The 23113-nt window shown below is 38.5% G+C and carries 15 protein-coding genes; 9 read left to right on the forward strand and 6 right to left on the reverse strand.

The annotated features are described in order from the left end of the window. The first annotated feature begins 363 nt into the window (after window positions 1-363). The 5 genes from astA to ABVT42_RS15330 all read left to right on the forward strand — a co-directional run bounded on the left by astA (window position 364) and on the right by ABVT42_RS15330 (window position 6312). Window positions 364-1383, forward strand: coding sequence for an arginine N-succinyltransferase (gene astA / locus ABVT42_RS15310; protein WP_353896530.1), 1020 nt, complete (start codon window positions 364-366; stop codon window positions 1381-1383). Window positions 1384-1648: 265 nt separating this feature from the next. Then, window positions 1649-2986 carry an N-succinylarginine dihydrolase gene (gene astB / locus ABVT42_RS15315; RefSeq protein WP_353896531.1) on the forward strand — a complete coding sequence of 446 codons (1338 nt, stop codon included), beginning with the start codon at window positions 1649-1651 and terminating at the stop codon, window positions 2984-2986. Window positions 2987-3326: 340 nt separating this feature from the next. Then, window positions 3327-3566, forward strand: a complete 240-nt coding sequence (locus tag ABVT42_RS15320) for a cation:dicarboxylate symporter family transporter (RefSeq protein ID WP_367024048.1) — start codon at window positions 3327-3329, stop codon at window positions 3564-3566. Then, entirely contained in the window at window positions 3557-4633 is a 1077-nt protein-coding gene (locus ABVT42_RS15325) for a dicarboxylate/amino acid:cation symporter (protein WP_367024050.1), read from the forward strand. The genes ABVT42_RS15320 and ABVT42_RS15325 overlap by 10 nt, the downstream gene beginning before the upstream one ends. 1109 nt (window positions 4634-5742) lie before the next feature. After that, window positions 5743-6312, forward strand: a complete 570-nt coding sequence (locus tag ABVT42_RS15330) for a MarR family winged helix-turn-helix transcriptional regulator (RefSeq protein ID WP_353896533.1) — start codon at window positions 5743-5745, stop codon at window positions 6310-6312. Window positions 6313-6666: 354 nt separating this feature from the next. Here the strand turns inward: ABVT42_RS15330 and ABVT42_RS15335 are convergent, their stop codons facing one another. The 4 genes from ABVT42_RS15335 to ABVT42_RS15350 form a co-directional block, all read right to left on the reverse strand. After that, window positions 6667-8601: a S9 family peptidase gene (locus ABVT42_RS15335; RefSeq protein ID WP_353896534.1), complete on the reverse strand. Its 1935-nt coding sequence runs from the start codon at window positions 8599-8601 to the stop codon at window positions 6667-6669. Window positions 8602-8665: 64 nt separating this feature from the next. Further along, window positions 8666-9316, reverse strand: coding sequence for a thiopurine S-methyltransferase (gene tmpT / locus ABVT42_RS15340; protein ID WP_353896535.1), 651 nt, complete (start codon window positions 9314-9316; stop codon window positions 8666-8668). Window positions 9317-9334: 18 nt separating this feature from the next. Next, entirely contained in the window at window positions 9335-10447 is a 1113-nt protein-coding gene (gene sohB / locus ABVT42_RS15345; RefSeq protein ID WP_353896536.1) for a protease SohB, read from the reverse strand. A 151-nt stretch (window positions 10448-10598) separates the two neighbouring features. Continuing rightward, the gene (locus tag ABVT42_RS15350) at window positions 10599-12818 is read right to left on the reverse strand and encodes a hypothetical protein (protein ID WP_353896537.1); all 2220 of its coding nucleotides are present in this window, start codon (window positions 12816-12818) and stop codon (window positions 10599-10601) included. Window positions 12819-13622: 804 nt separating this feature from the next. On the opposite strand from ABVT42_RS15350, the gene ABVT42_RS15355 reads away from it, so the two are divergent. Genes ABVT42_RS15355 through ABVT42_RS15365 form a run of 3 tightly spaced genes read left to right on the forward strand, consistent with a single transcriptional unit; the run spans window position 13623 to window position 18347 of the window. Beyond that, window positions 13623-15545 carry a PrkA family serine protein kinase gene (locus tag ABVT42_RS15355; RefSeq protein WP_353896538.1) on the forward strand — a complete coding sequence of 641 codons (1923 nt, stop codon included), beginning with the start codon at window positions 13623-13625 and terminating at the stop codon, window positions 15543-15545. A gap of 15 nt (window positions 15546-15560) precedes the next feature. Continuing rightward, window positions 15561-16817: a YeaH/YhbH family protein gene (locus ABVT42_RS15360; RefSeq protein ID WP_353896539.1), complete on the forward strand. Its 1257-nt coding sequence runs from the start codon at window positions 15561-15563 to the stop codon at window positions 16815-16817. A 9-nt stretch (window positions 16818-16826) separates the two neighbouring features. After that, window positions 16827-18347 (forward strand): SpoVR family protein, encoded by a 1521-nt coding sequence (locus ABVT42_RS15365; protein ID WP_353896540.1) that lies wholly within the window; start codon window positions 16827-16829, stop codon window positions 18345-18347. A gap of 152 nt (window positions 18348-18499) precedes the next feature. Here ABVT42_RS15365 and fadR read toward each other — a convergent pair whose 3' ends face one another. Next, window positions 18500-19234: a fatty acid metabolism transcriptional regulator FadR gene (gene fadR / locus ABVT42_RS15370; protein ID WP_353896541.1), complete on the reverse strand. Its 735-nt coding sequence runs from the start codon at window positions 19232-19234 to the stop codon at window positions 18500-18502. Between the two features lie 512 nt (window positions 19235-19746). Between fadR and nhaB the strand changes: the two genes are divergently transcribed. Continuing rightward, window positions 19747-21384 (forward strand): sodium/proton antiporter NhaB, encoded by a 1638-nt coding sequence (gene nhaB, locus ABVT42_RS15375; protein ID WP_353896542.1) that lies wholly within the window; start codon window positions 19747-19749, stop codon window positions 21382-21384. Window positions 21385-21584: 200 nt separating this feature from the next. Here nhaB and putP read toward each other — a convergent pair whose 3' ends face one another. After that, window positions 21585-23108 (reverse strand): sodium/proline symporter PutP, encoded by a 1524-nt coding sequence (putP, locus tag ABVT42_RS15380; protein ID WP_353896543.1) that lies wholly within the window; start codon window positions 23106-23108, stop codon window positions 21585-21587. Between the last annotated feature and the right edge of the window lie 5 nt (window positions 23109-23113).

The raw sequence follows: 23113 nt of genomic DNA on the forward strand, positions 1-23113 counted from the left end.
TGCGGCACTATATGAAACAGCGTAATCTTGCAACGCGATTCGAACTTGTTCAAATAAAAATTTGTTCCTAAGTTACTAAATCCGGTTAAAAATCTCATATGCATCTCATTATTTTTTGGCATTCAAGATAAAATTACGCCAACCTTACTTTATTAATTATTTGTCTAACCCGCTCAACTTAAGTCCCCAAACTTATATCACCTAATTCAGCACTTATTTACTTCTCATATCGATAAATAGTTTGTCTAGTGACAAAAAATGAAGCCATGTTTTATAAAAATAGGCTTTTAACTTCTGTCTATAAGTTGCGTATAATGTGGCAATATTGACTTGAATAAAAAGGTATCTTGGAGAGCAACACCGATGATGGTAATTCGTCCAGTAAAAATGGAGGACCTTGATTATATAGTAGATTTGGCGGCAAAAACGGGAACCGGTTTAACAACACTCCCAAACAACGCAGCTCATCTTGCAGCTAAAATACAAGGTTCACTTGATGCATTTGCAAAACCAGATGGTAAACCTTCTGACGAATGCTATTTATTTGTTTTAGAAGATACCACTACAGGGCAAGTTGTTGGAACCAGCGGAATCGTTGCTGCTGTTGGTAGTCGACAACCATTTTATACCTACAAAATTAATACTGAAGTCCACTATTCTCAATCTCTAGATATCTATCGAAAGCTTAATTTTTTAACCCTCACTAATGACTTCACCGACGCCTCAGAAATTTGTACCTTATTTTTATCTCCAGATTTTCGCGGTGGTGGAAATGGGATATTATTATCAAAATGTCGCTTTTTGTTTATGGCACAGCATCCACATCGTTTTGGGGATATTGTCGTTGCAGAAATGCGTGGCGTTTCTGATGAAAAAGGGCATTCGCCATTTTGGGAAAGTATCGGCCGACATTTTTTTGGTGTCGACTTTGATACTGCCGACCAAGTTAACGGCGAAGGAAATAATCAATTTATCGCCGAACTAATGCCACACCATCCGGTTTATGTACAAATGCTTTCTGAAGAAGCACAGCGGGCACTTGGCCAAGTTCACCCACAAACTCGTCCTGCAGTACAAATGCTCAAGGCGGAAGGTTTTCGTTATACTGGTTATGTCGATATATTTGATGGCGGCCCAACAATTGAAGCACCCGCAACTGAAGTCAATTCGATTAAAGAAAGCATTGAACTGGAAGTTGCTATTGGAAACCAATTACCAAAGTCTGCAACTAATGCGCTAATTAGTAATACTCAGTTTCGCTCATTCAGAGCTTGTCTCGCAAAGCTTGCTGCTCCCAGTGGACACAAAGTGATAATTAATGATGAAACTGCTGCTGCGCTTATGGTAAATTCGGGAGATATTGTCAGAGTCAGATTTTATTAACAAAAATAAGATTCTAGTGTAATTTGTCGATTTAATCATTCGGCTATAATGGTTCAGATTCTAGAATTGAGAATAAAGAACAGACATTAAAGCCTACACATTGAAGAAAAGTCCATCGGGTCAAAATAGAATGATGGTAATTCAAATAGCCTCATTTACCTGCTCCCGATTAAATGGCTTAATTCCGGTTTTATAAGTGAATGGTCTTCCACTTACCCAAGCGACCACGTAAGAAAATCAACCTATAAAACTTAAAGGTATTCACATGAAAGCTTTTGAAGTGAATTTTGATGGTCTCGTTGGACCCACCCACAATTATGCGGGACTTTCTGTCGGCAATGTAGCCTCATTAAAAAATGCAGCCCAAGCATCAAGCCCTAAGCAAGGTGCCCTACAAGGTCTTGCAAAAATGAAAGCATTAGCTGATCTGGGTTTAAAGCAGGCAGTACTGCCACCGCTAGAGCGACCCGATGTTAATGTTTTACGACAACTCGGTTTTTCTGGTTCTGATGAACAAGTTATTAAACGCGCAGCCAGTGATGCTCCCAGCATTTATGCAGCAACCTGTTCAGCCTCGAGCATGTGGACAGCCAACGCCTGTACTGTCTCACCCAGTGCAGACACCCATGACAAGCGAGTTCATTTTACTGCGGCTAATTTAGCAAACAAGTTTCATCGGTCGATTGAAGCCCCCACTACTGCAAAAATTCTTGAAGCAATATTCAGTAACGAGCAATTTTTTAAACATCACTCTCCTCTGCCACTTGGCGATCACTTCGGTGATGAAGGCGCAGCAAATCATACTAGGTTTTGTGAAGATTATGCGCAAGCCGGTGTCGAGTTTTTTGTCTTTGGCAAGTATGCATTCGACACAACAAAACAAGCTCCGGTAAAATTTCCCGCACGACAAACTTTTGAAGCGTCACAAGCCGTCGCCCGATTGCATGAACTCAGTTCAGCTAAAACAGTTTTTGCCCAGCAAAATCCAGATGTTATTGATGCAGGCGTCTTTCATAATGATGTGATTGCTGTTGGCAATCAAAATTGCCTCTTCTACCATGAAAAAGCTTTTTTAAATACGGTACAAGTAAAACAGGACTTACAAAACGCCTACGGTAACTCTCCCCTCCACTTTGTCATGGTGCCTGAAAATCAAGTCAGCGTTTATGATGCAGTACGTTCTTATTTATTTAATAGTCAGTTAGTCACGCTGGCGCCAGGACATATGGCATTAATAGCACCAGGAGAATGTCAGGAAAATTCAAATGTAAAAGACTATCTGGACTCACTAGTTAGTCAAAATGGTCCCATCAAGGAAGTCAAAATATATGATGTAAAACAAAGCATGCAAAATGGCGGTGGTCCCGCTTGTTTGCGCCAACGCGTCGTATTAAACGAAGCAGAAATTGCTGCCTCAAATCAGGCTGTTTATCTGGATGACACTCTATATCAGACATTATGTCAGTGGGTCAATAAACACTATCGGGATTCACTAACTGAAAAAGATCTGGCCGATCCGGCCTTACTAATAGAATGTCGCCAGGCGTTGGATGAACTCACCAAAATTCTAGCCTTGGGTTCGGTTTATCCATTTCAGCGATGATGAACTTACACTATGCTATTTATGTGACAACATAAAAATAATGACAATTTCATCATAGTGAGAGCACAACAATATCAACCAAAAAGGTCGTTAAACGACCTTTTTTGTGTATCGTAAACCAAAACTCAATAGCCATTCATTCAATCACTTATTCAATTAACTTAACTATGGATATGCCGCAGCTGAATACTACAATCCGTTAGATAATTTGGTTTCCAAGCATTTTCACCCAAAGTTAACCATCTCAATTTCTTAATTTTATTAATATTCATTAACCCGCTTTCGTTTCCATTTTATTCCTGTTAGGCTAATAAAATAACAATAATGCATTGAGGATATCATGTTCGCTCGGTTTTCTAATTTAGGTTTGAGCTCACAAATTTTTGTTGGGTTAATTGGTGGAATAATTTTTGGTTTTATTCTAGTTCTGCTAAGTTCATTTAACGACACATTAGCCAACTTTATTACTACCTATATTATTGGCGCATTTGATATTATTAAAAAACTTTTTGTCAATGCGCTAAAAATGGTTGTCGTCCCATTAGTGCTCGTTTCTCTCATTTGTGGTACTTGCCGTTAAGTGATCCAAAAAAGCTTGGCTCTTTAGCAGGAAAAAGCATTTCACTCTATTTAATTACGACCGCCATAGCTATTACACTCTCACTAACTTTGGCGAATATTTTTGACCCCGGTGCCAATATCACAACCCAAACAACTGATTATGTTGCCAAGCAAGCCCCAGCATTAACTGAAGTATTAAGTAGCATTGTGCCCGATAATCCAATTAAAGCGATGGCTGATGGGAATATGCTTCAGGTTATTATTTTCGCCATTTTATTCGGTATCGCCATTTCTCGAGCCGGAGAAAGTGGTCAAAAAATAGCATTACTATTCAATTCATTTAATGAAGTTGTGTTGAAACTGGTTACCTTAATCATGCAAATAGCGCCCTATGGTGTTTTTTGCATTATGAGTGCTGTTATATTGCAAACAGGTACTGAATCCATTTTAAATCTAATCAAGTACTTTATCTTGGTCGCTGTTTCGCTATTGATTCATATGAGCATTACCTACCCACTATTGTTATTAGTTTTTACCGGTCTTAGCCCTTTACCACTATTAACCAAATTACGTCCAGCTATGTTATTTGCTTTTTCAACCTCTTCGAGCGCTGCAACTTTACCTGTTACGATGGAAGTTGCTCGTAAACGATTAGGTGTTGATAAAACGACGGCATCATTTACGCTTCCCTTGGGTGCGACAATTAATATGGATGGCACAGCAATTATGCAGGGTGTTGCGACGGTATTTATTGCCCAAATATCTGGTGTTGATTTAACAATGTCTCAATACCTCACCGTTATTTTAATGGCAACACTTGCATCAATAGGAACAGCAGGTGTGCCTAGTGTTGGTTTAGTGATGCTGACTATGGTATTGACTCAAGTCAACCTGCCAACTGAGGCAATTGCTATGCTACTTGGTGTCGACCGCTTATTGGACATGATGCGAACGACAGTTAATATTACCGGTGATGCGACTATTGCAACAATAGTGAGCAAAAGTAATGGAGATCTGTTGACTGATGTTTACAATGATAAAGATGCTGGACATAAATTTGAAAATACCGAATTAAAATCCAATTGATACCTGACTAAATAAAATTTAAAAGACGAGCTTATTTTAATTTAGTAAGTTCGTCATAATATTTATAGTTATCTTTGTTCAATGATCTTGTAACTTCAATTGCGTTATAACTTCGATTATCTTATGACTTCGATTATCTTATGACTTCAATTATATTTATTATTCGGTTTAAATTTACTTGACGTTTTGTAATCTGCCGCTCAGCATACCACATCATCAACCCAAGTCGTTTTACACAAATCTTCAATTTCTTCAGTCCAATTATTCAATCAGCGCTAAAATCGTAAATAGTAAACTTGTTATTTTTGTTTTTTTGTGAGCTTTTTTAAATCTTTAAAACTAGGCATACTTAATTTTTTTTACATATTTTAACAAAGTCAGGCTCTCACAGATTTTTTACCTAATTGAAAACTCAATCCGACTTTAATTATGTCATTTTAATAATTTGTTCATTCTACCTAGCGATAATTAGCAATCGTTTTAATTATATATTTAAAAGTGTAGAAGCGTTGTTAAACCTGAAAAAAAAACAAAACCAACCATTTGGTTTGCTGGCTTATCAAAGTCATCGCTTTAACATCGTGTTCAACTTTTTTTAAGTAAGTTTTTTTATTAATTACTAAATATTTTTTTGAGCAAATGTAAGAAATATTCCGGAACAAATATCGCAGGCAGACATAAATAACAATTAGTTTATTAGGTAGTATCCGTTCAGTAGTCTGATGGTGCTTTTTATCGGTTTGTTTATCACTGATACACTAAAATTCTGTTAAAAAGTAAATAGATATTTTAGGTTGATTCAATAATCAAACAGATAAAATGAATAGATTATTTTTTTATACTACAAAAAAAATTTTTAATACCACAATCGACAAACCCAGTCACCTAAAATAGTAATAATATTTTCTGAACTTATATTTTTATCTCATTTTAAAAATAAAAAGAACAATAAAATAACAAAAGAGTTATAATAAAGTCCCTTGCGTACAAAGATAGAACAATTGACTAACCAGGTTTCGCATCAATACCGTTTAGTTTAACGGTGGTGAGTTACCCGTCAAAATTGTTTAAAACAAAAATAAAATGAATACACGACAGGTTAATTAAGAATGAATAAAATTGATAAAACATACAATCTCCTCGAACGTATAAGCACACTGTTCCGCAGTGAGATCAGACTTGCGGGAATACAGCACGGATTGCACCCGGTACATATCGAGGTACTTTCGTATCTGTCACGGTGTAACCGTTTAAGTAATACACCGGCCAGTGTTTCTGAGTATCTTGGCGTTACCAAGGGAACCATCTCTCAATCGATCAGTTTATTAGAATCGAAAGAGTTATTAGAAAAAGTAGCAGACGAAAAAGATCGACGCGTTGTTCACCTTAACCTAACAGATAAAGGCAAGCAGCTCATCGAAAACTCAATGCCACCAACCAGCTTTCGTTCACCTTTAGAAAAATTTTCTGAAGATGAAGTCGATAATCTGCACCGCCTTTTAGATACTCTGTTAAATGGCATACAAAAGTGTAATAAGCGAGCTGGATTTTCACATTGTAAAACTTGTGTTTTTAACTCTCCCAAATCACCATCTGAATTTTACTGTGAGTTAACCAAGGAAGAATTACCGTGGGAAGATGGCTATTTGATTTGCCGAGAGCACGCAATGTGTAAATAAAAATCGATGAATTTATTTTTGACTTAATAGACGGATCTAATGCCATTTAAATCCGTTTATTAGTCAGATATTCAGCCCAACTAAAAGTTAACAAACATAACCCGGTTATTTTTTATCGGTTCTTGTCCTTATATTTACTTGAATTTTCAATCAAAAAAACAAAACAAGTTATTCAATAATTAATTTCATTAACCAAGTAACCAGCAATCACTATAGTAATCAGGCAAATTAACTTGGAAAATACCATTGAACAGCCACAATAATTAACTTTTCATCAACAACTTTTCAATCAGCATTTATTATTTTCCATATAATCAATACTAATCACGTTAACAGCATATGCCAGAGAAAAACTTATAAATTATTAATTGCTAATCGTTCAATATTTTCTTCGGATTGAATTGATAATATTTGTCGATAAAAGTCCAGCTCAGCATTTAATGCTTTAACGATAGTATCAGCTTTACGAAAACCGTGCCCCTCACCATCAAAAAGCAAATAAGCATAAGGTAATTTCTTTGCCTCAAGTGCCGCAACCATTGCTTCTGCTTGATTAGGCGGAACAACCTTATCCTCGCGCCCCTGCAATAGTAAAATTGGGCAGGACAATTGTTCAGTAAAATGAATGGGAGAGCGACTTTGGTAAATTGCTTTGGTTTCAGGATACGGCCCAACCATAGTGTCCAGATAACGTGATTCGAATTTGTGACAATCTGAAGCCAGTGTTTCCAAATCAGCTATGCCATAACGACTCATACCTGCAGCAAACACATCGGTGAAAGTTAGCGCACACAATGTGGTATAGCCGCCAGCACTGCCTCCTCGAATCAATAATTGTTTGGGGTGGGCTAATTGTTTTTCAACTAGATATTGTGCCGCGCCAACGCAGTCTTCAACATCAATAATTCCCCATTCACCATACAAGCGCTGGCGATACTTTTTACCATAGCCTGTGCTTCCGCTGTAGTTTACATCAACTACAGCAAATCCACGATTTGTCCAAAATTGAATTCCCCCATCAAGTGAATTATTTGTATAGGCCGAAGGTCCGCCATGACTCATCACAATTAATGGCGGTAAACTTCCTTCTGGAGCTGTATATTGTGAATTTTTGGGCGGATAGTAAAATGCGTGGCACAATCGATTTTGCTTAACTAAAAAATCGATCGGCTGAGCAATACTGATATCTTCAATTGGTAATGGAAAGCTGGTTGTTTCGGTCAATAAAGTACATACTTGCGTTTTAATATGAAAACGATAAATACCAATATCAACTGCTGGGCCAGCTGCACAGAAGTATAAATAGTCTCTATCGCCTAATAATGCCCCTTGAAAATGCTTTAATGATAAAGCGATAGGTTCTATGTGACCAGTTTTAGGATCAATATGGCTTAGCTGTTGCTGTCCATTTTCAAAATAAAGCGCATACAAAGTTCCATCGTCTTGAATCACATAAGTTGCTTGCCCAAGCTCCCATTGAGGAACACTGAATTCCCTATCAATCGGAGTCAGCGCGTTGAGTATACCATTTTGATGCGAGTAAATATTGCTCCAACCACTGGCATCACTAACATAATGTAATATACCGCTCTGGCTCCATTCAGGCTGAAAAATACAAACACCATCACCACCAGTCACATGATGCTTGGCGCTAACATCGCCATCTCCATTGAGATCAGCCAACCATAATTGTGCGGCATCCCACGGCATATCAGGATGACGCCAGCAAGTCCAGCAAATACGATTACCAGCTTTGCTAACTCGGGGCGACATATAAAAATCAAAACGATCATCAATGACAATCACCGTTTTGTTTTGAATATCGATACGCACCAGTTCATTAATAACTAAATCAGCCTGGTGAGTTTCTCTCACTGCAAATAAAAATCGCTTTTGCTTATCTAGACAAAACTCGGCAAAACGGAACTCTTTACCTGACTCGGTTGGTGTAATTGCCTCACACTCACCTCCTAGCCGGCTATTAAATTGATAAACTCGTCCGTCTTCGGCATTTGAAAAATAAACAATCCCTTCATCAACTAAAAAGTCTCCACCACCATATTCATGAACTTTACTGCGAACACTAATATGCTTTGGCAGTACTTCTTCGCGGACTTTATTCGCACCGCATTTAATAATTACCCCACGTCCCTTTTCCGAAGAACGCACTTCCAGCCAATATAACTCATCGCCATCCACAACCATATGACCATAACGTCGACCTTTATTGGCTAGAATATTTGCGGTTAATTGAGATGGCCAACTGCCGTGGGGTTTTACTGATTTCATATTTTTTTCTCTAGTGATGAAATAGTTGCAGGCAATTTGAAAGACGTCAAAACGTACTATTCATTTACCACTGAATTAAATAAACACATTCATTAAAAAAGGTTAAACCTTTTTTCGCAAATCTAGGTTCAGCTTTAATTATATCTTTGGTATACACTTTTTCAATTTGTGCAAAATCAAAAAGTTGAGAAATTTCTTGAGAATTTACACTATAAGGGGGACCGGCCAGTTGTTGCTGATTATAATCAACTGAAATTAACATCATGCGAGCACTGCCCAAAATAACGCGTAAATGCCGCGCATATTGCGCGCGCACCTCAGATGTTAAAGCTATGATTGATGCTCGATCGTAGATAAATTCACAATCGCCTACTTGCTCGGAGCTCAACTTAAAAAAGTCACCACAGTAAATAGTGATGTTATCACTTTGATAAATTTTAAAATCAGCCTGTTCACTAACCCAAAATTTGAGATTATTTTCCTGAAAAAAAGATTCAGCAGCTAAAGCACTTAATTCGACACCGACAACATGATACCCCTGTTCAGTCAGAAATATCATATCCAGCGCCTTACCACATAAAGGCACAAAAACTTTAGCCTTAATGGCTAACGAACCAGTAAATTGCGCAATAAACTTTTGTAATAAAGGATGAGGACGCTGCATATGAAAGTTAATTTCATTATGCTGCCATCTATCTAACCAATACTGCGTCATCTACCCGCCTCTATTCCATTAGCCGCGAAACAAACGTGACTCAATATTTTTCTTCCAAATCACAGCAACCCCTTTTTCAATAGCCGATTGCACCGAAAAAGATAGCCGTTCTGCCAAAGGTTTTTTCACTTCATATGAGATTCCAAAAATCTCTCGCTCTTCAGCTTGAGATAATAAATAATCATCGCTGGTTTTAATTTCATCAATCAATCCAAGCGTTAATGCTTGTGAACCATACCAGTGTTCGCCGGTAGCAACTTTGTCTACTTCAAGCGCCGGTCTGTTTTCATTAATAAACTGTTTAAACAGTCCGTGTGTTTCTTGAAGCTCCTGCTTAAATTTAGTACGAGCTTCATCGGTATTTTCTGCAAACATGGTCAAGGTTCGCTTATATTCACCCGCTGTATGCTGCTCATAATCAACCTTATTATGTTTTAACAAACGGTGAAAATTGGGTATTTCCGCCACCACGCCAATTGAGCCAACAATGGCAAACGGAGCAGCAATAATTTTATTGGCAACACAAGCCATCATATAACCACCGGAGGCCGCAACTTGATCAACGGCAACCGTCAAGATTAACCCGGCATCCTTAATTCGTGACAATTGAGAAGCCGCAAACCCATAGGCGTGTACCATTCCGCCAGGACTTTCTACCTTAACCAAAACTTCATCGCCTTTTTCAGCCGCACTGATGATCGCGGTAATTTCTTCGCGCAAATTTTCAACAGCCGAAGCCTCAACATCGCCATCAAAGTCTAAAACAAATAAGCGCTTACTTTGCTCATCGCTATCAGAATCATCCTCTTCAGTTTCGTTCTCCGCGGTGTTTTTAGCATTAGCTTTTGCTGCAAGTTTGGCAGCTTTCTTCCTTTCTTTTTGTTCTGCTTTATCCTTTTTCTTTTTCTCTTTAAGTAATAACTTATACTCTTCGTCCGATAAAATCTCTTTTAGCATGCCGTCTTTAACTTCTGAATATTCTTCAGATAAATTAATTATCTCTATATGTCCAGCAGGCTGCTTTTTGTTTTTCTGTCCGGCATTGGCAATTGCGCCAATAACCAACATGATAGCAATAACTATCGTAATTGCTTGCGCCAGAAACATGCCATATTCTGCTAAAAAGTCCAAAAATCACCTCAAACCATTAATCATTTAATAAATTTAAATACTACCAATCGACTGATTCTACGGTAAAACCGCTATTGAATAAACAAAAAGCCGCAGTCATCACTGCGGCTTTGATTGATTTAATTGTAAATAGCTGTAACGAATAAACAGCTTATTCTGTCAGTAACAATGCCGGATTAGCAACTAATACCGCTTTAGAGCTTTCGGGAGAAGCCAAAAAGCTGGCAATTTGGGTTTGAAGTTCTGTGGTTATTTCAATCCCGCCTTCCGCCGGTGACAATACCGATGAATGAGTTCCTGTATTAAACCTGGAGAACAAACGAGCACCAGCCACATATCCAGGCTCGGCAACATTGACAGGATCGAGTGCCAACATAGCTGCCAGCGGTGTTGTACCCGAAAGCGGTGCATTAGCAACTAATGCAGGAATCACTGTATCGTTGGCCACTTGCAACATCAGCGTTGGTACACCATTAGCTACCGCATAACTCGAAACAGCAGCAGGATCCATCGGATCTAAAACGGTCTGCATTGCGAACAAAAATGCCTGATATTGGGCGCTGTATGGCTCGATACCCGCAGCAGCCAATCCATCACGAATTCTTTTTCCAAACTGTTCTGAAGCACTCAACATTAATGCCAAACCACCAGAAGGATTAGCCAACACGGCAGCCTTCACATAGTCAGAATGCCCAATAAAACCCGTTCCTAAAATGCCACCCAATGAATGTCCCATAAATTTGATTTGCTGATAATCAAAATCTGGTTGAGTGTCGCCATCAACATCCATGAAGCGAATGGCTTTTTCAAGGGCTAATAAATCAAGGATAGCCTGACGCCCATTATCACGAGTGGTCAATAAGTTTTGCAAATTAATCGCATGTGCACCGGATGGATCTGGTAATGTATCTGGGCCAGGAGCACCATCAGAGTTTGATATATAGTCAACACCAAAAGTTCTTTCACGGACGTCACCCGCGTCATAACCGGCAAAAATTCCTAACAGACCATTAGAAGCCATTTGCAAGCCTCTATGCACAGCGTTATCGGCGGCAATTCCATGCAATGGCAAATCCATCGCAACCACGGCGGTACAAACCGGTGACTTTGCCATGGTATCGGCAATACCCAACATGGAAGTTCGATTCGAAGTTATCCCATGTTGAAAAATCATGACCGGATAACCCGCTGCTGGTTTTGGACAATTCTCAGCCTTGGGCATTGAAACTAATAAAGGTGCAATTTCAACGCCGGTAATTGCTGGTAGCTTATTGGCATAAGTGACCACATCACCCGCAAACGGATTTGGCACAGATAATTCAGCCGACACAGGTATTTCGGCAGCCCCCAAGAAAAAGTCATTTAACACTGACAAGGGATCGGGTGAACCAGGATGCGATTGATTGAGTAAACTATCAGGGGCAGTTAAATAATAATTAAGGCCAATTTCACCTTTATAGAGATTTGCTTCTCCTCTACCAGTAAACGGTGTTGTATCAGTCATTAATGAACTAAATGCCGTGTGAGGCCGAGCCCCTAGAGCTAAAGGCGTGTCAATGTAGGCAAGCTTAGCAGTCGCAACCACATCACCAACAGACTGTACCGTAAACTGATAACTCAGCACTATATTCTCTTTTGCAATGCCAGCCGAAGTAGCGGTATTTTCCATTGCATTAACCAGTTGCCGTAATGGCTCTAATGCAGAAGTTGAGTTGCCAGGCGGAATTGGATCTTCAACTTTGGCAATCGCATATTGACCATCAGCAATAATCGCGTTGTCATTGGCATCTTTAATACCGTTTGTCACAACCACCATATAGCTAGCTTGCGGTGTTAACGGCTTGGTCGGCACAACAGCTACCGTCAATTTGGCAGCATGTGCCACCACAAAATCTGTCCCAGGCTGAAGCTCTTTAACAATCCCCGTAACTGGCCCAGTAGGCGCAAGAATCCCGGTTCCTGGAACGGCTTCAGGTCGATTCACATTCACTTGAAAAATACGGATAGTAGTTCCGGCAACCACGGTTGAAGAATTTAAATCAACTCCCCGTGTATTTGAAAAAGCAATACTGAAAGGTGCGGTGGCTGACCAACCATCCAGTGAACTTATGGCCACTAAAGGATTGCTAAAATCTGACTCATCTGCAACCGGAATATTGAGTGTCAAATTCTGTGTACCAGAAAACAGTATGTCGTTTGGTAACGGCAGTTTACCTTCACTCGGAATGAACACTGGTTTAGTTAAGGCAACACCACCAACGCCTCCAGAACCATCTGTTCCATCAGGAATAAGTGGTTCTTTCGGTCCGTCACTACAACCAACTAATGCCATCCCGGTAGCAAAAGCAAATCCTAACATGAGGTTTTTCATATATTTCTCCCAGCAATTATTTCCATTTGCAAAAGGTTTCGATAGACCAAACAAAACAGTCCCTATCAATCAAAAGAGATGATTATTTGTTCAACACTTACCTTTCGAAACTGAAAATTGTTCCTCTCAATTCATGTTGGCCACATGAATCTTGAATTAGTTTTAATTGATTAGTTTAATTTTAATCTGAACACATGACAGACTTACAGGATAATTTTAATTAACAGAATCACCAATATAAATAGCAGCAAATTGATGACACTGTGCAACGAATGAACGAATACTAAACAAACAATTCAATCACTGCTAATCTTGCTATCCTAATAAAAACACCACAACAATATCAAGTGTTCAGACCAGTTAATTTGATACTCTCATTTAATTCCCCCATTAAACCCAGGTAAATTAATAAAATTTAAATATTTGGTATTCATATTGTTGTAATGCACCAAATAAAATTTATAAACCATAATTAAGCCATTGATGCGAACAGACTTTATTCTCTGGTTTTATCCTTGGCTTTAAATTTTTTAATTTGTAACACATTTTCTACTAAAAGTGTCTTAACTTTAAGTAGAAAATCACGAGTTCATAAAAAATATTAAAAATTTTGGATCTAATACAGCAAATTTTTATGAACACAGCTAAGCTTAAAGTAAGCCCAGTCATTTTGTTGTATGAATCTCATACCAATTTGACAAAGTGGCATTTTTTGACCAGATCGAATGCCCGATTTTAGCTTTTATCAAATAAAACGAGCTTGAGTAAGTTGGTGATTCTACACTTAAAATTGTGGAGACAAATATGAGTATTTTTAATCAATATCAACAACGCTATGAAAGCCAACAAGAAGAAGAATATACACTTTCAGAGTATTTAGATTTATGTAAAAAGGATCCCTCCGTTTATGCCAATGCCGCAGAAAGAATGTTGCTTGCAATCGGGGAACCAGAAAAAATTGATACATCCAAAGACCCAAGACTCAGCCGAATTTTTTCTAACAAAGTCATTTCGACTTATCCCGCATTTAAAGAGTTTTATGGTATGGAAGAAGCGATTCAACAGATTGTTTCTTACTTTACTCATGCGGCTCAAGGGTTAGAAGAAACCAAGCAGATTTTGTATTTATTGGGGCCAGTTGGTGGGGGTAAATCCTCATTGGCAGAAAAACTAAAGAGTCTGATGCAAAAACAACCTATTTATGCGATTAAAGATTCACCTGTTTTTGAATCACCGCTAGGTCTGTTTAACCCAGACGAAGATGCGGAAATTCTTGAGAAAGAGTATGGTATTCCCAAGCGTTATTTAAACAACATTATGTCACCTTGGGCAGTAAAACGACTACATGAATATGGTGGAGATATTTCTCAGTTCAAAGTGGTCAAAATCAAGCCATCCATTCTAGATCGAATCGCCATCAGTAAGACTGAACCCGGCGACGAAAATAATCAGGATATCTCTTCACTAGTGGGTAAAGTTGACATTCGTAAACTAGAAGACTTTTCACAAAATGATCCTGATGCTTACAGTTATGATGGTGCTCTATGCCGTGCGAATCAGGGTATTATGGAGTTTGTTGAGATGTTCAAAGCTCCCATAAAAGTCCTTCACCCATTACTGACAGCCACTCAAGAAGGCAACTTTAATGGTACTGAAGGTATGTCAGCTATGCCATTTCAAGGAATCATACTTGCTCACTCTAATGAATCAGAATGGACCAGCTTTAAAAATAACCGAAACAATGAAGCCTTTTTAGACCGGGTTTACATTGTTAAAGTCCCATATTGCTTGCGTGTTAGAGAAGAAGTCAAAATTTATCAAAAACTGTTAATTAACTCTTCACTACATGACTCGCCCTGCACACCAAATACTTTACAAATGCTGGCTCAGTTCAGTGTATTGTCACGTATTATCAAGCCTGAAAACTCCAGTATCTATTCAAAAATGAAAGTCTATGATGGTGAGAGTTTGAAAGATACCGATCCGAAAGCCAAATCTTATCAGGAGTATCGTGACTATGCCGGCGTCGATGAAGGCATGAATGGCCTTTCGACTCGTTTTGCATTCAAAATTTTATCTCGCGTATTTAACTATGATCAAACGGAAATAGCTGCTAACCCGGTTCATCTGCTTTATGTTTTAGAACAACAAATTGAAAAAGAGCAATTTCCGCAAGACACCCATGACCGATATTTGGCCTTTATAAAAGAGTTCTTAGTACCTAACTACGTTGAATTTATCGGCAAAGAAATTCAAACAGCTTATCTGGAATCTTATTCTGAATATGGACAAAACCTGTTTGATCGATACGTTACTTATGCTGACTTCTGGATTCAAGACCAAGATTTCAGAGACCCCGAAACAGGTGAAAATTTCGACCGAGGTCAATTAAACGAAGAACTTGAAAAAATCGAAAAACCTGCTGGTATATCGAATCCCAAAGATTTTCGTAACGAAGTGGTTAACTTTGTCTTACGTGCCAGAGCCAATAATCAAGGCCGTAATCCAAAATGGACCAGCTATGAAAAACTGCGTGGTGTTATCGAGAAGAAAATGTTTTCTAATACAGAAGATCTGCTACCAGTTATTTCGTTTAACGCTAAATCGTCGAAAGAAGACAGTAAAAAACATGATAACTTTGTCAATCGTATGGTTGAAAAGGGTTACACCAAAAAACAAGTTCGATTATTGTGTGAATGGTATTTGCGAGTTCGTAAGTCCTCTTAAACGAAGGAACTTGATATGCAAATTATTGATCGGCGTTTAAATCAGAAAAACAAGAGCACGGTAAACCGCCAACGCTTTTTAAGGCGGTACCGTAAACAAATCAAGCAGGCCATAACCAAGCAAATCAGCCAGCGTGGTGTCACTGATATTGATCAGAGTGAAAATATTTCGATTCCCTCTAAAGATATTAGTGAACCGACCTTTCGTAGTGCTCAAGGAGGCGTTAAAGAAAGAGTTTATCCTGGTAACAAAGAGTTTGCACAAGGTGATAGAATTCAACGTCCACCGCCAGGTGGTGGGCAAAGCGGCAAGCAAGCCAGTGATCAGGGAGAAGGACAAGATAACTTTGCTTTTGAAATTTCTAGTGATGAGTACATGGAAATTTTGTTTGAAGATCTTGAGTTACCTAATCTCAAGAAAAACAAACTAAAAAAACTCATTAACTATAAACCAATTCGCTCTGGGTTTAATACGGATGGAACACCTTCTAATATTGATATTGTTCGTTCGTTAAAAGGTTCTTTAGCGCGCCGGATTGCTTGTCAATCACCATTAAAGAAGCAATTAAAAGAAAAACAGGCACTACTTGAAGAATACATCAATACCAATCAAGTTGAATTACGCCTAAAGATGGAACAGGAAATTGAAGAAATAAAAAGACGTATTGCTCGAATTCCTTATTTAGATACATTTGACTTACGTTACAAAAATTTCGACAAACTCCCTCAACCAACCACTAATGCAGTAATGTTTTGTCTAATGGATGTTTCAGGTTCAATGGATCAACAAACTAAAGATATGGCAAAACGCTTTTTTATTTTACTGTATATGTTTTTGAAACGGACTTACAAAGATGTGGAGGTAGTTTACATTCGCCACCACACACAAGCTAAGGAAGTTGATGAAGAAGAGTTTTTTTACTCTCAGGAAACTGGCGGCACAATCGTTTCAAGCGCACTGAAATTAATGGTGGAAGTGATGAACGAGCGATATCCTGCTGATGACTGGAATATTTATGCAGCGCAAGCTTCAGATGGTGATAACTGGAATGATGACTCACGAGTTTGTCATGACTTGTTAACGAGTAAAATATTAAAAAATATTCGTTACTATACCTATGTAGAAATTACCCAGCGCGAACCACAAAATTTGTGGCATGAATATACCAGAATTAAGGAAAATCATGATAATTTTGCAATGCAAAAAATTGCAGAACAACAGGATATTTACCCCGTATTTCGAGAGTTTTTCCAAAAACAATCGCTTAAGTAGGAGAATCTTTTGAGTAATAAAAAGGCCAAACCTATTTCGACTACTGCAGATTGGACATTTGAATTAATCCAGGAATATTACGATGTTATTGCAGGTATTGCGGCAGATTTCGAACTAGACACTTATCCCAATCAATTGGAAATTATTAGTGCAGAACAAATGCTCGATGCTTATGCCAGCATAGGTATGCCGATTGGCTATAACCATTGGTCATTTGGAAAACACTTTATACATAATGAACAATCCTATCGCCGCGGGCGTATGGGACTGGCTTACGAAATTGTGATTAATTCCGATCCCTGTATTGCTTATTTAATGGAAGAAAACAGTATGATGATGCAGGCACTGGTAATGGCACATGCCTGCTTCGGACACAATTCATTTTTTAAAGGTAATTATTTATTTAAAACCTGGACAGATGCCGAAGCAATTATTGACTATTTGGTATTTGCCAAAAATTTTGTCGCACAATGTGAAAGACAATACGGTGTAGACACCGTTGAAAATGTTATCGATTCTTGTCACGCTTTGATGAATTACGGTGTTGATCGATATAAACGACCTTATCCGGTATCGATGCGCCAAGAAAAACAGCGCCAAAAAGATCGTGAAGAATTTTTACAATCACAAATCAATGAACTTTGGCGAACCATTCCACAAAGTGAGCAGAATACCAAAGATAAAAATAAAAAGCGTTTTCCTGAGCATCCTCAAGAAAACATTCTGTACTTCATTGAAAAAAATGCTCCTCTTATTAAACCTTGGCAAAGAGAAATTGTACGAATTGTCAGAAAAATAGGGCAATATTTTTATCCTCAAAAACAAACACAGGTAATGAACGAAGGTTGGGCGTGTTTCTGGCACTACACCATCATGAATGAACTCTATGAAAGTGGGCATGTTACCGAAGGATTTATGCTGGAGTTCTTGCAAAGCCATACCAATGTAGTTGCTCAACCCGACTTCGATAGTCCTTATTTTAATGGCATAAATCCTTATTCACTAGGTTTTGCGATGATGTGTGATATTCGCCGAATTTGTGAAAATCCTGATGATGAAGATAAACGCTGGTTCCCAGAAATTGCGGGTTCAAATTGGCGCGAGACATTGGAGTTTGCCATGAAAAACTTTAAGGATGAAAGTTTTATCGCACAATTCCTGTCACCCAGATTGATTCGAAAGTTCAAGTTCTTTTCGATTCTCGATAATGATGAAAAGCCAGAGCTGGAGGTTTCTGCAATTCACAATGACGCAGGCTATCAGTACATAAGACAAAAGCTTTCTGATCAATATAATCTTAGTATCAATGAACCTAATATCGAAGTTTATAACGTCGATTTAAAAGGTGATCGCTCTTTAACCTTGCGCTACCGCCCCTACCAAAGAGCACCACTAGCAGAAAACTTTCCTGAAGTTCTTAAACATTTACACCGTTTATGGGGTTTTAGCGTTAAACTCAAAGCTGAAGATATCGAAGGGAATTTATCAGAGATAGGTAGATGCCCAGAATTAGCTGAGGGACAAGTTTAAATACATATACGGATTCAGTGTCATCATTAATTCAGCAGTATCATCTATGATACTGCTGAATTTATCCAAACAAATTTGTCTTGAGTAAATAATAATTAGAACGACCTTCTACACACTTGCTTCTAATTAAATTGAGTCGAATAAAAACAAAATCAGCTGGCAGCTAATTCATCAATTTGTTTTAACGAGGTTAAATTTGCACGCATGGTATTCCAGTAATCACCAGAGCGACGACCATAATTCCAGATAACTTCGTTTAATTTATTGACATCGTTCGCTAAAACTATCTGTTTAAGATTACGATAATACTCTTTGGCAAATTTACGCGTTTCAGGATTGGTAAAATAAAACCGGCCAATGCGGTAATATATTTTCTTAAAACCATTAAGGATTAAAATATAAACAGGGTTACCCGATAAAGTGGCGCATTCATGCTGAACCCACCAATCAAATTCAATATAACTTTCGGCATTTTCTTCAATATCTTCAATTTTAGAAAGTACTTCTGCCATTTTTTCACGATTTTCTTTCATTGCTAATCGCAAATAGACTGCGCCAATTTGCGTGCGAACATCCAATAATTGGTCGGCCAGTTTAATTGAGCCTTCATCGTCGAGTCGAGTAATAGTTTCTAAAATATGTAATCCAGCAGTTTCCCAAATATCATTAACTTTCGTTGGTTTTCCATGCTGAATTGTTAACCAGCCATCGCGAGCCAATCGCTGTAAAACCTCTCTCAATGTCGTTCTGGTAACACCAATTAATTCAGACAATTCTCTTTCGGCGGGTAGAATTGTTCCTGGCGCGAACTTACCATTCCAGATTGAATCAACAATATATTCTTCGGCAAAAGCAGCAGGACTACGAGCTGTTATAATATTAGTCATTTAACATTCCTATCTTGATAACTATATTTGTGTTGTCGTTAAATACCGCATTATTCTCGTTAGTATTGCGGTAATATATTTTTCTTGATCACAGAGTTTTATTAATTCAAAAATCTCTCTTAATTCCAAACTTCTCTCAGGTTTAAATCTTGCTCAAACTAAAACTACGTACCAATCAAAGGAACGATTTAATTATTAGGAATACCTGTGTAATCTATGCAAGGCAAATTTGTAGAAAAGCCTTTGTAAAATATACTTTTATAGCAACAAATATCTTTTAATCAGTTAACAATCCTTTTATAAAATACGCTGTTTACTTAAAATTTCCAACTCAAGCATTTAATTTATAAGTAATTTTCTATTATTTTTTATACTAAAGCGCTTTGAAAACAGGGCATTAACGTCTAAAATTTCAAGATATGTATTGAATTGGTGTAAGTATACCATCACTCAGGCATAAAAACTTAAATTTAAAGGTGAATAAAAATGCAAATATTGAATAAGGAAACATCATGAGCCGCTCAATTCCCTCAGCATTTATCGCAAATTTTCTTGGTAACGCGCCGGCATGGTATAAAATCACAATTTTATTATTTTTGCTTGTTAATCCAATGTTACTTGCAGTTGCAGGCCCCTATATTACTGGCTGGGTATTAATTTTAGAATTTATTTTTACTCTTGCTATGGCGTTAAAATGCTATCCGCTCCTGCCTGGTGGTTTATTGGCGATAGAAGCCGTATTAATTGGTTTAACTTCTCACGCCACCGTGTTACATGAAATAGTCAATGCGCTTGAGGTTATACTGTTATTGATATTTATGGTGGCAGGTATCTATTTTATGAAGAGCCTGTTGCTGTTTATTTTCACCAAGTTATTACTTGGTGTTCGCTCAAAAGTTTTATTATCAGTCATGTTTTGCTTTGTTGCGGCATTTTTATCGGCCTTTTTAGATGCTTTAACAGTAACGGCAGTAGTTATTGCAGTGGGAGTCGGCTTTTATGGCATCTTTCATAAAGTTGCTTCAGGTAAAAAGTTTACCTCCGATCATGATCACGGCACTGACGATGAAGTGCACGAATTACACCGAGAAGATCTCGATGCCTTTAGAGCATTTTTACGAAGTCTAATTATGCATGCTGCGGTTGGGACAGCACTTGGCGGGGTTTGTACACTGGTAGGAGAACCACAAAATCTGTTAATTGCAGAAAAAGCCAAATGGGAATTTATCGAGTTCTTTTTGAGAATGGCACCAGTAACAATTCCTGTCTTAATTTGTGGCTTATCTACGACCGTCATTCTGGAGTTAACCGGCTGGTTTGGTTATGGACATAAACTCCCAGAAAAAGTACGCACCGTCATGGAAGAATATGCCGAATATGAAAATGAACAACGAACAAATCGCGATAAAGCGGCCTTGATTGCCCAAGCTCTTACCGGAGTCTGGTTAATTATTGCACTAGCCTTTCACTTTGCACCTGTTGGCCTTATTGGTTTATCCGTAATCATTTTTGCGACTGCACTTTGTGGTGTTACCGAAGAGCACCAAATCGGCCATGCTTTTGAAGAAGCCCTCCCCTTTACTGCATTATTAACTGTATTTTTTGCTATTGTGGGCGTTATTGCAGACCAACATTTATTTAAGCCTATTACTGACGCTGTATTAGCACTCGATGGTAATACTCAAATCGCCATGTTTTACATTGCCAACGGGGTTTTATCGATGATAAGTGACAATGTTTTTGTGGCGACCGTTTATATTAATGAGGTTGCAAAAGCAGTACTTGATGGCACCATTTCCCGCGATACTTTTGATATGTTGGCGGTTGCAATTAATACTGGCACCAATATCCCCAGTGTAGCAACGCCAAATGGTCAAGCTGCATTTTTATTCTTATTAACATCAGCCATTGCCCCGCTTGTTCGATTATCCTATGTTAAAATGGTTATCATGGCATTCCCTTATACAATCGTCATGAGCACTGTGGGATTGATAATGGTATTAACCAGCTTGCAAACAGCAACTCATGCGATGGAAGATAGTGGATTGATAAAGCACCATACCGCAGAGCAGTTATGCTTGTCTTTGGGCGGTGATTGGAAAGGCGAAAGTTGCTTATTGGAAGAAAGTCAGTCAAAGTCGGGCCATTAAACTGGCATAGATTAGCCATTTAGCTTAATCGACTTAAATTAACCGACACTAAAATTGACCGACATAGATAAGACCATGCTGGATAATATAATTTACTCAATATTATCTGGCATAAATCAGAAGTTTTATTGAACGTATTAAATAAAAAATGGCACTACCAAGTGCCATTTTTTTTATTTCAGTGTTGTCTGCGCAAACGATTAATCTTCGCGCATTGCCAGCTTAAATCGGTCAAAATCTTCCCCAATTAATGGACTGTTTTTTGGTCCCCATAAACTCACCGTATAAATCGCCAAACTGGCCAGCAATACTCCTGGGATCATTTCATAAAGACCAGCAAGTACACCAAGATCTGCCTTAATCTGAATCCAGATTATAACCGTAAATGCACCAACTAGCATGCCTGACAAAGCACCCCACAAGGTCATATTGCGCCATAACAACGAAAATAAAATAACGGGTCCAAAAGCAGCACCAAAACCTGCCCATGCATTAGCAACCAAGGCTAAAACTTTTGAGTCTTTGTCAGTGGCAATAAACATGGCAATCGCTGCAACTACTAAAACAGCAATTCTGCCAACCAACACCAATTCTTTATCCGATGCACCAGGTTTAATCAGTCCACGATAAAAGTCTTCGGTCACAGCACTGGAAGACACCAATAGTTGAGAGTCAATGGTACTCATTACCGCAGCTAAAATAGCAGCGAGCAAAAATCCGGCAATCCACGGATTGAACAGGATTTTAGTGGCTAATATAAAAACTTGCTCAGGATCGCTGGCTAATAATGCCGCCTCTGGTTTATTTGCGAAATAGGCAATTGCAAACAAACCAACAGATAGTGATCCAACCATACTGATAGACATCCAGCTCATGGCGATTCGTCTTGCGCCGTGCACTTCTTTTACAGACTCAGCTGCCATAAATCTTGCTAATAAATGTGGCTGCCCAAAATACCCTAATCCCCAAGCCATCAAAGAAACAAAAGAAACTGAAAAAATATAATCAGCAGGTGATTTGCCAGCAAACCAAGATGCCTTCAATGTACCAGTCGCTTCATCCATTTGATGGGTAATTTTCATGGTTTCATCTAAACTGCCCAGTTCAGCAATTATTACCAGAGGAGCGACCACTAAAGCCGCGGCCATCAACAAACCTTGTACCATGTCTGTCCAGGAGACAGCCAAAAAGCCACCAAGAAAGGTATAACTAATAATAACAATACCTCCAGCAATCAAAGCAACGTGGTAATCCATAGCAAACGAAGCCTCGAACAATTTAGCACCAGCAGTTAAGCCAGATGCCACATAAACCGTGAAAAAGACCAGAATAATTGTCGCAGAAATAATTCGAATTAATTTGCTTTCGTCACGAAAGCGGTTAGTTAAATAGTCGGGTAAGGTCAGTGAGTTGTTTGCAAATTGAGTATACACTCTCAAGTTTGGTGCAGTGACTCGCCAATTAAGATAAGCCCCAAGAAAAAGTCCCAATCCTATCCAGGCTTCGCTCAGGCCACTGGCATAAATTGCCCCCGGCAAACCAAGCAGCAGCCAGCCACTCATATCTGATGCGCCGGCGCTTAAAGCAGTGACCCAGCGCCCGAGTTTTCGTCCACCTAGAATATAATCAGAAAGATCTTCGGTTTGTTTAAAGGCATATACCCCAATTCCCAACATCATGACCAAATAGATCAAAAAAGTAATAATAGTTGCCGTTTGCTCCATAGAAC

The sequence above is a fragment of the Aliikangiella maris genome, from assembly GCF_040719265.1.
Lineage (GTDB): Bacteria > Pseudomonadota > Gammaproteobacteria > Enterobacterales > Kangiellaceae > Aliikangiella > Aliikangiella maris.

Bases quoted from the DNA above. Each gene is read 5' to 3' on its own strand.
- astB (WP_353896531.1), top strand. From the start codon at position 1,649: ATGAAAGCTTTTGAAGTGAATTTTGATGGTCTCGTTGGACCCACCCAC.
- ABVT42_RS15360 (WP_353896539.1), top strand. From the start codon at position 15,561: ATGCAAATTATTGATCGGCGTTTAAATCAGAAAAACAAGAGCACGGTA.
- fadR (WP_353896541.1), bottom strand. From the start codon at position 19,234: ATGACTAATATTATAACAGCTCGTAGTCCTGCTGCTTTTGCCGAAGAA.
- ABVT42_RS15330 (WP_353896533.1), top strand. From the start codon at position 5,743: ATGAATAAAATTGATAAAACATACAATCTCCTCGAACGTATAAGCACA.
- nhaB (WP_353896542.1), top strand. From the start codon at position 19,747: ATGAGCCGCTCAATTCCCTCAGCATTTATCGCAAATTTTCTTGGTAAC.
- ABVT42_RS15350 (WP_353896537.1), bottom strand. From the start codon at position 12,818: ATGAAAAACCTCATGTTAGGATTTGCTTTTGCTACCGGGATGGCATTA.
- ABVT42_RS15335 (WP_353896534.1), bottom strand. From the start codon at position 8,601: ATGAAATCAGTAAAACCCCACGGCAGTTGGCCATCTCAATTAACCGCA.
- astA (WP_353896530.1), top strand. From the start codon at position 364: ATGATGGTAATTCGTCCAGTAAAAATGGAGGACCTTGATTATATAGTA.
- putP (WP_353896543.1), bottom strand. From the start codon at position 23,108: ATGGAGCAAACGGCAACTATTATTACTTTTTTGATCTATTTGGTCATG.
- ABVT42_RS15320 (WP_367024048.1), top strand. From the start codon at position 3,327: ATGTTCGCTCGGTTTTCTAATTTAGGTTTGAGCTCACAAATTTTTGTT.
- ABVT42_RS15355 (WP_353896538.1), top strand. From the start codon at position 13,623: ATGAGTATTTTTAATCAATATCAACAACGCTATGAAAGCCAACAAGAA.
- tmpT (WP_353896535.1), bottom strand. From the start codon at position 9,316: ATGACGCAGTATTGGTTAGATAGATGGCAGCATAATGAAATTAACTTT.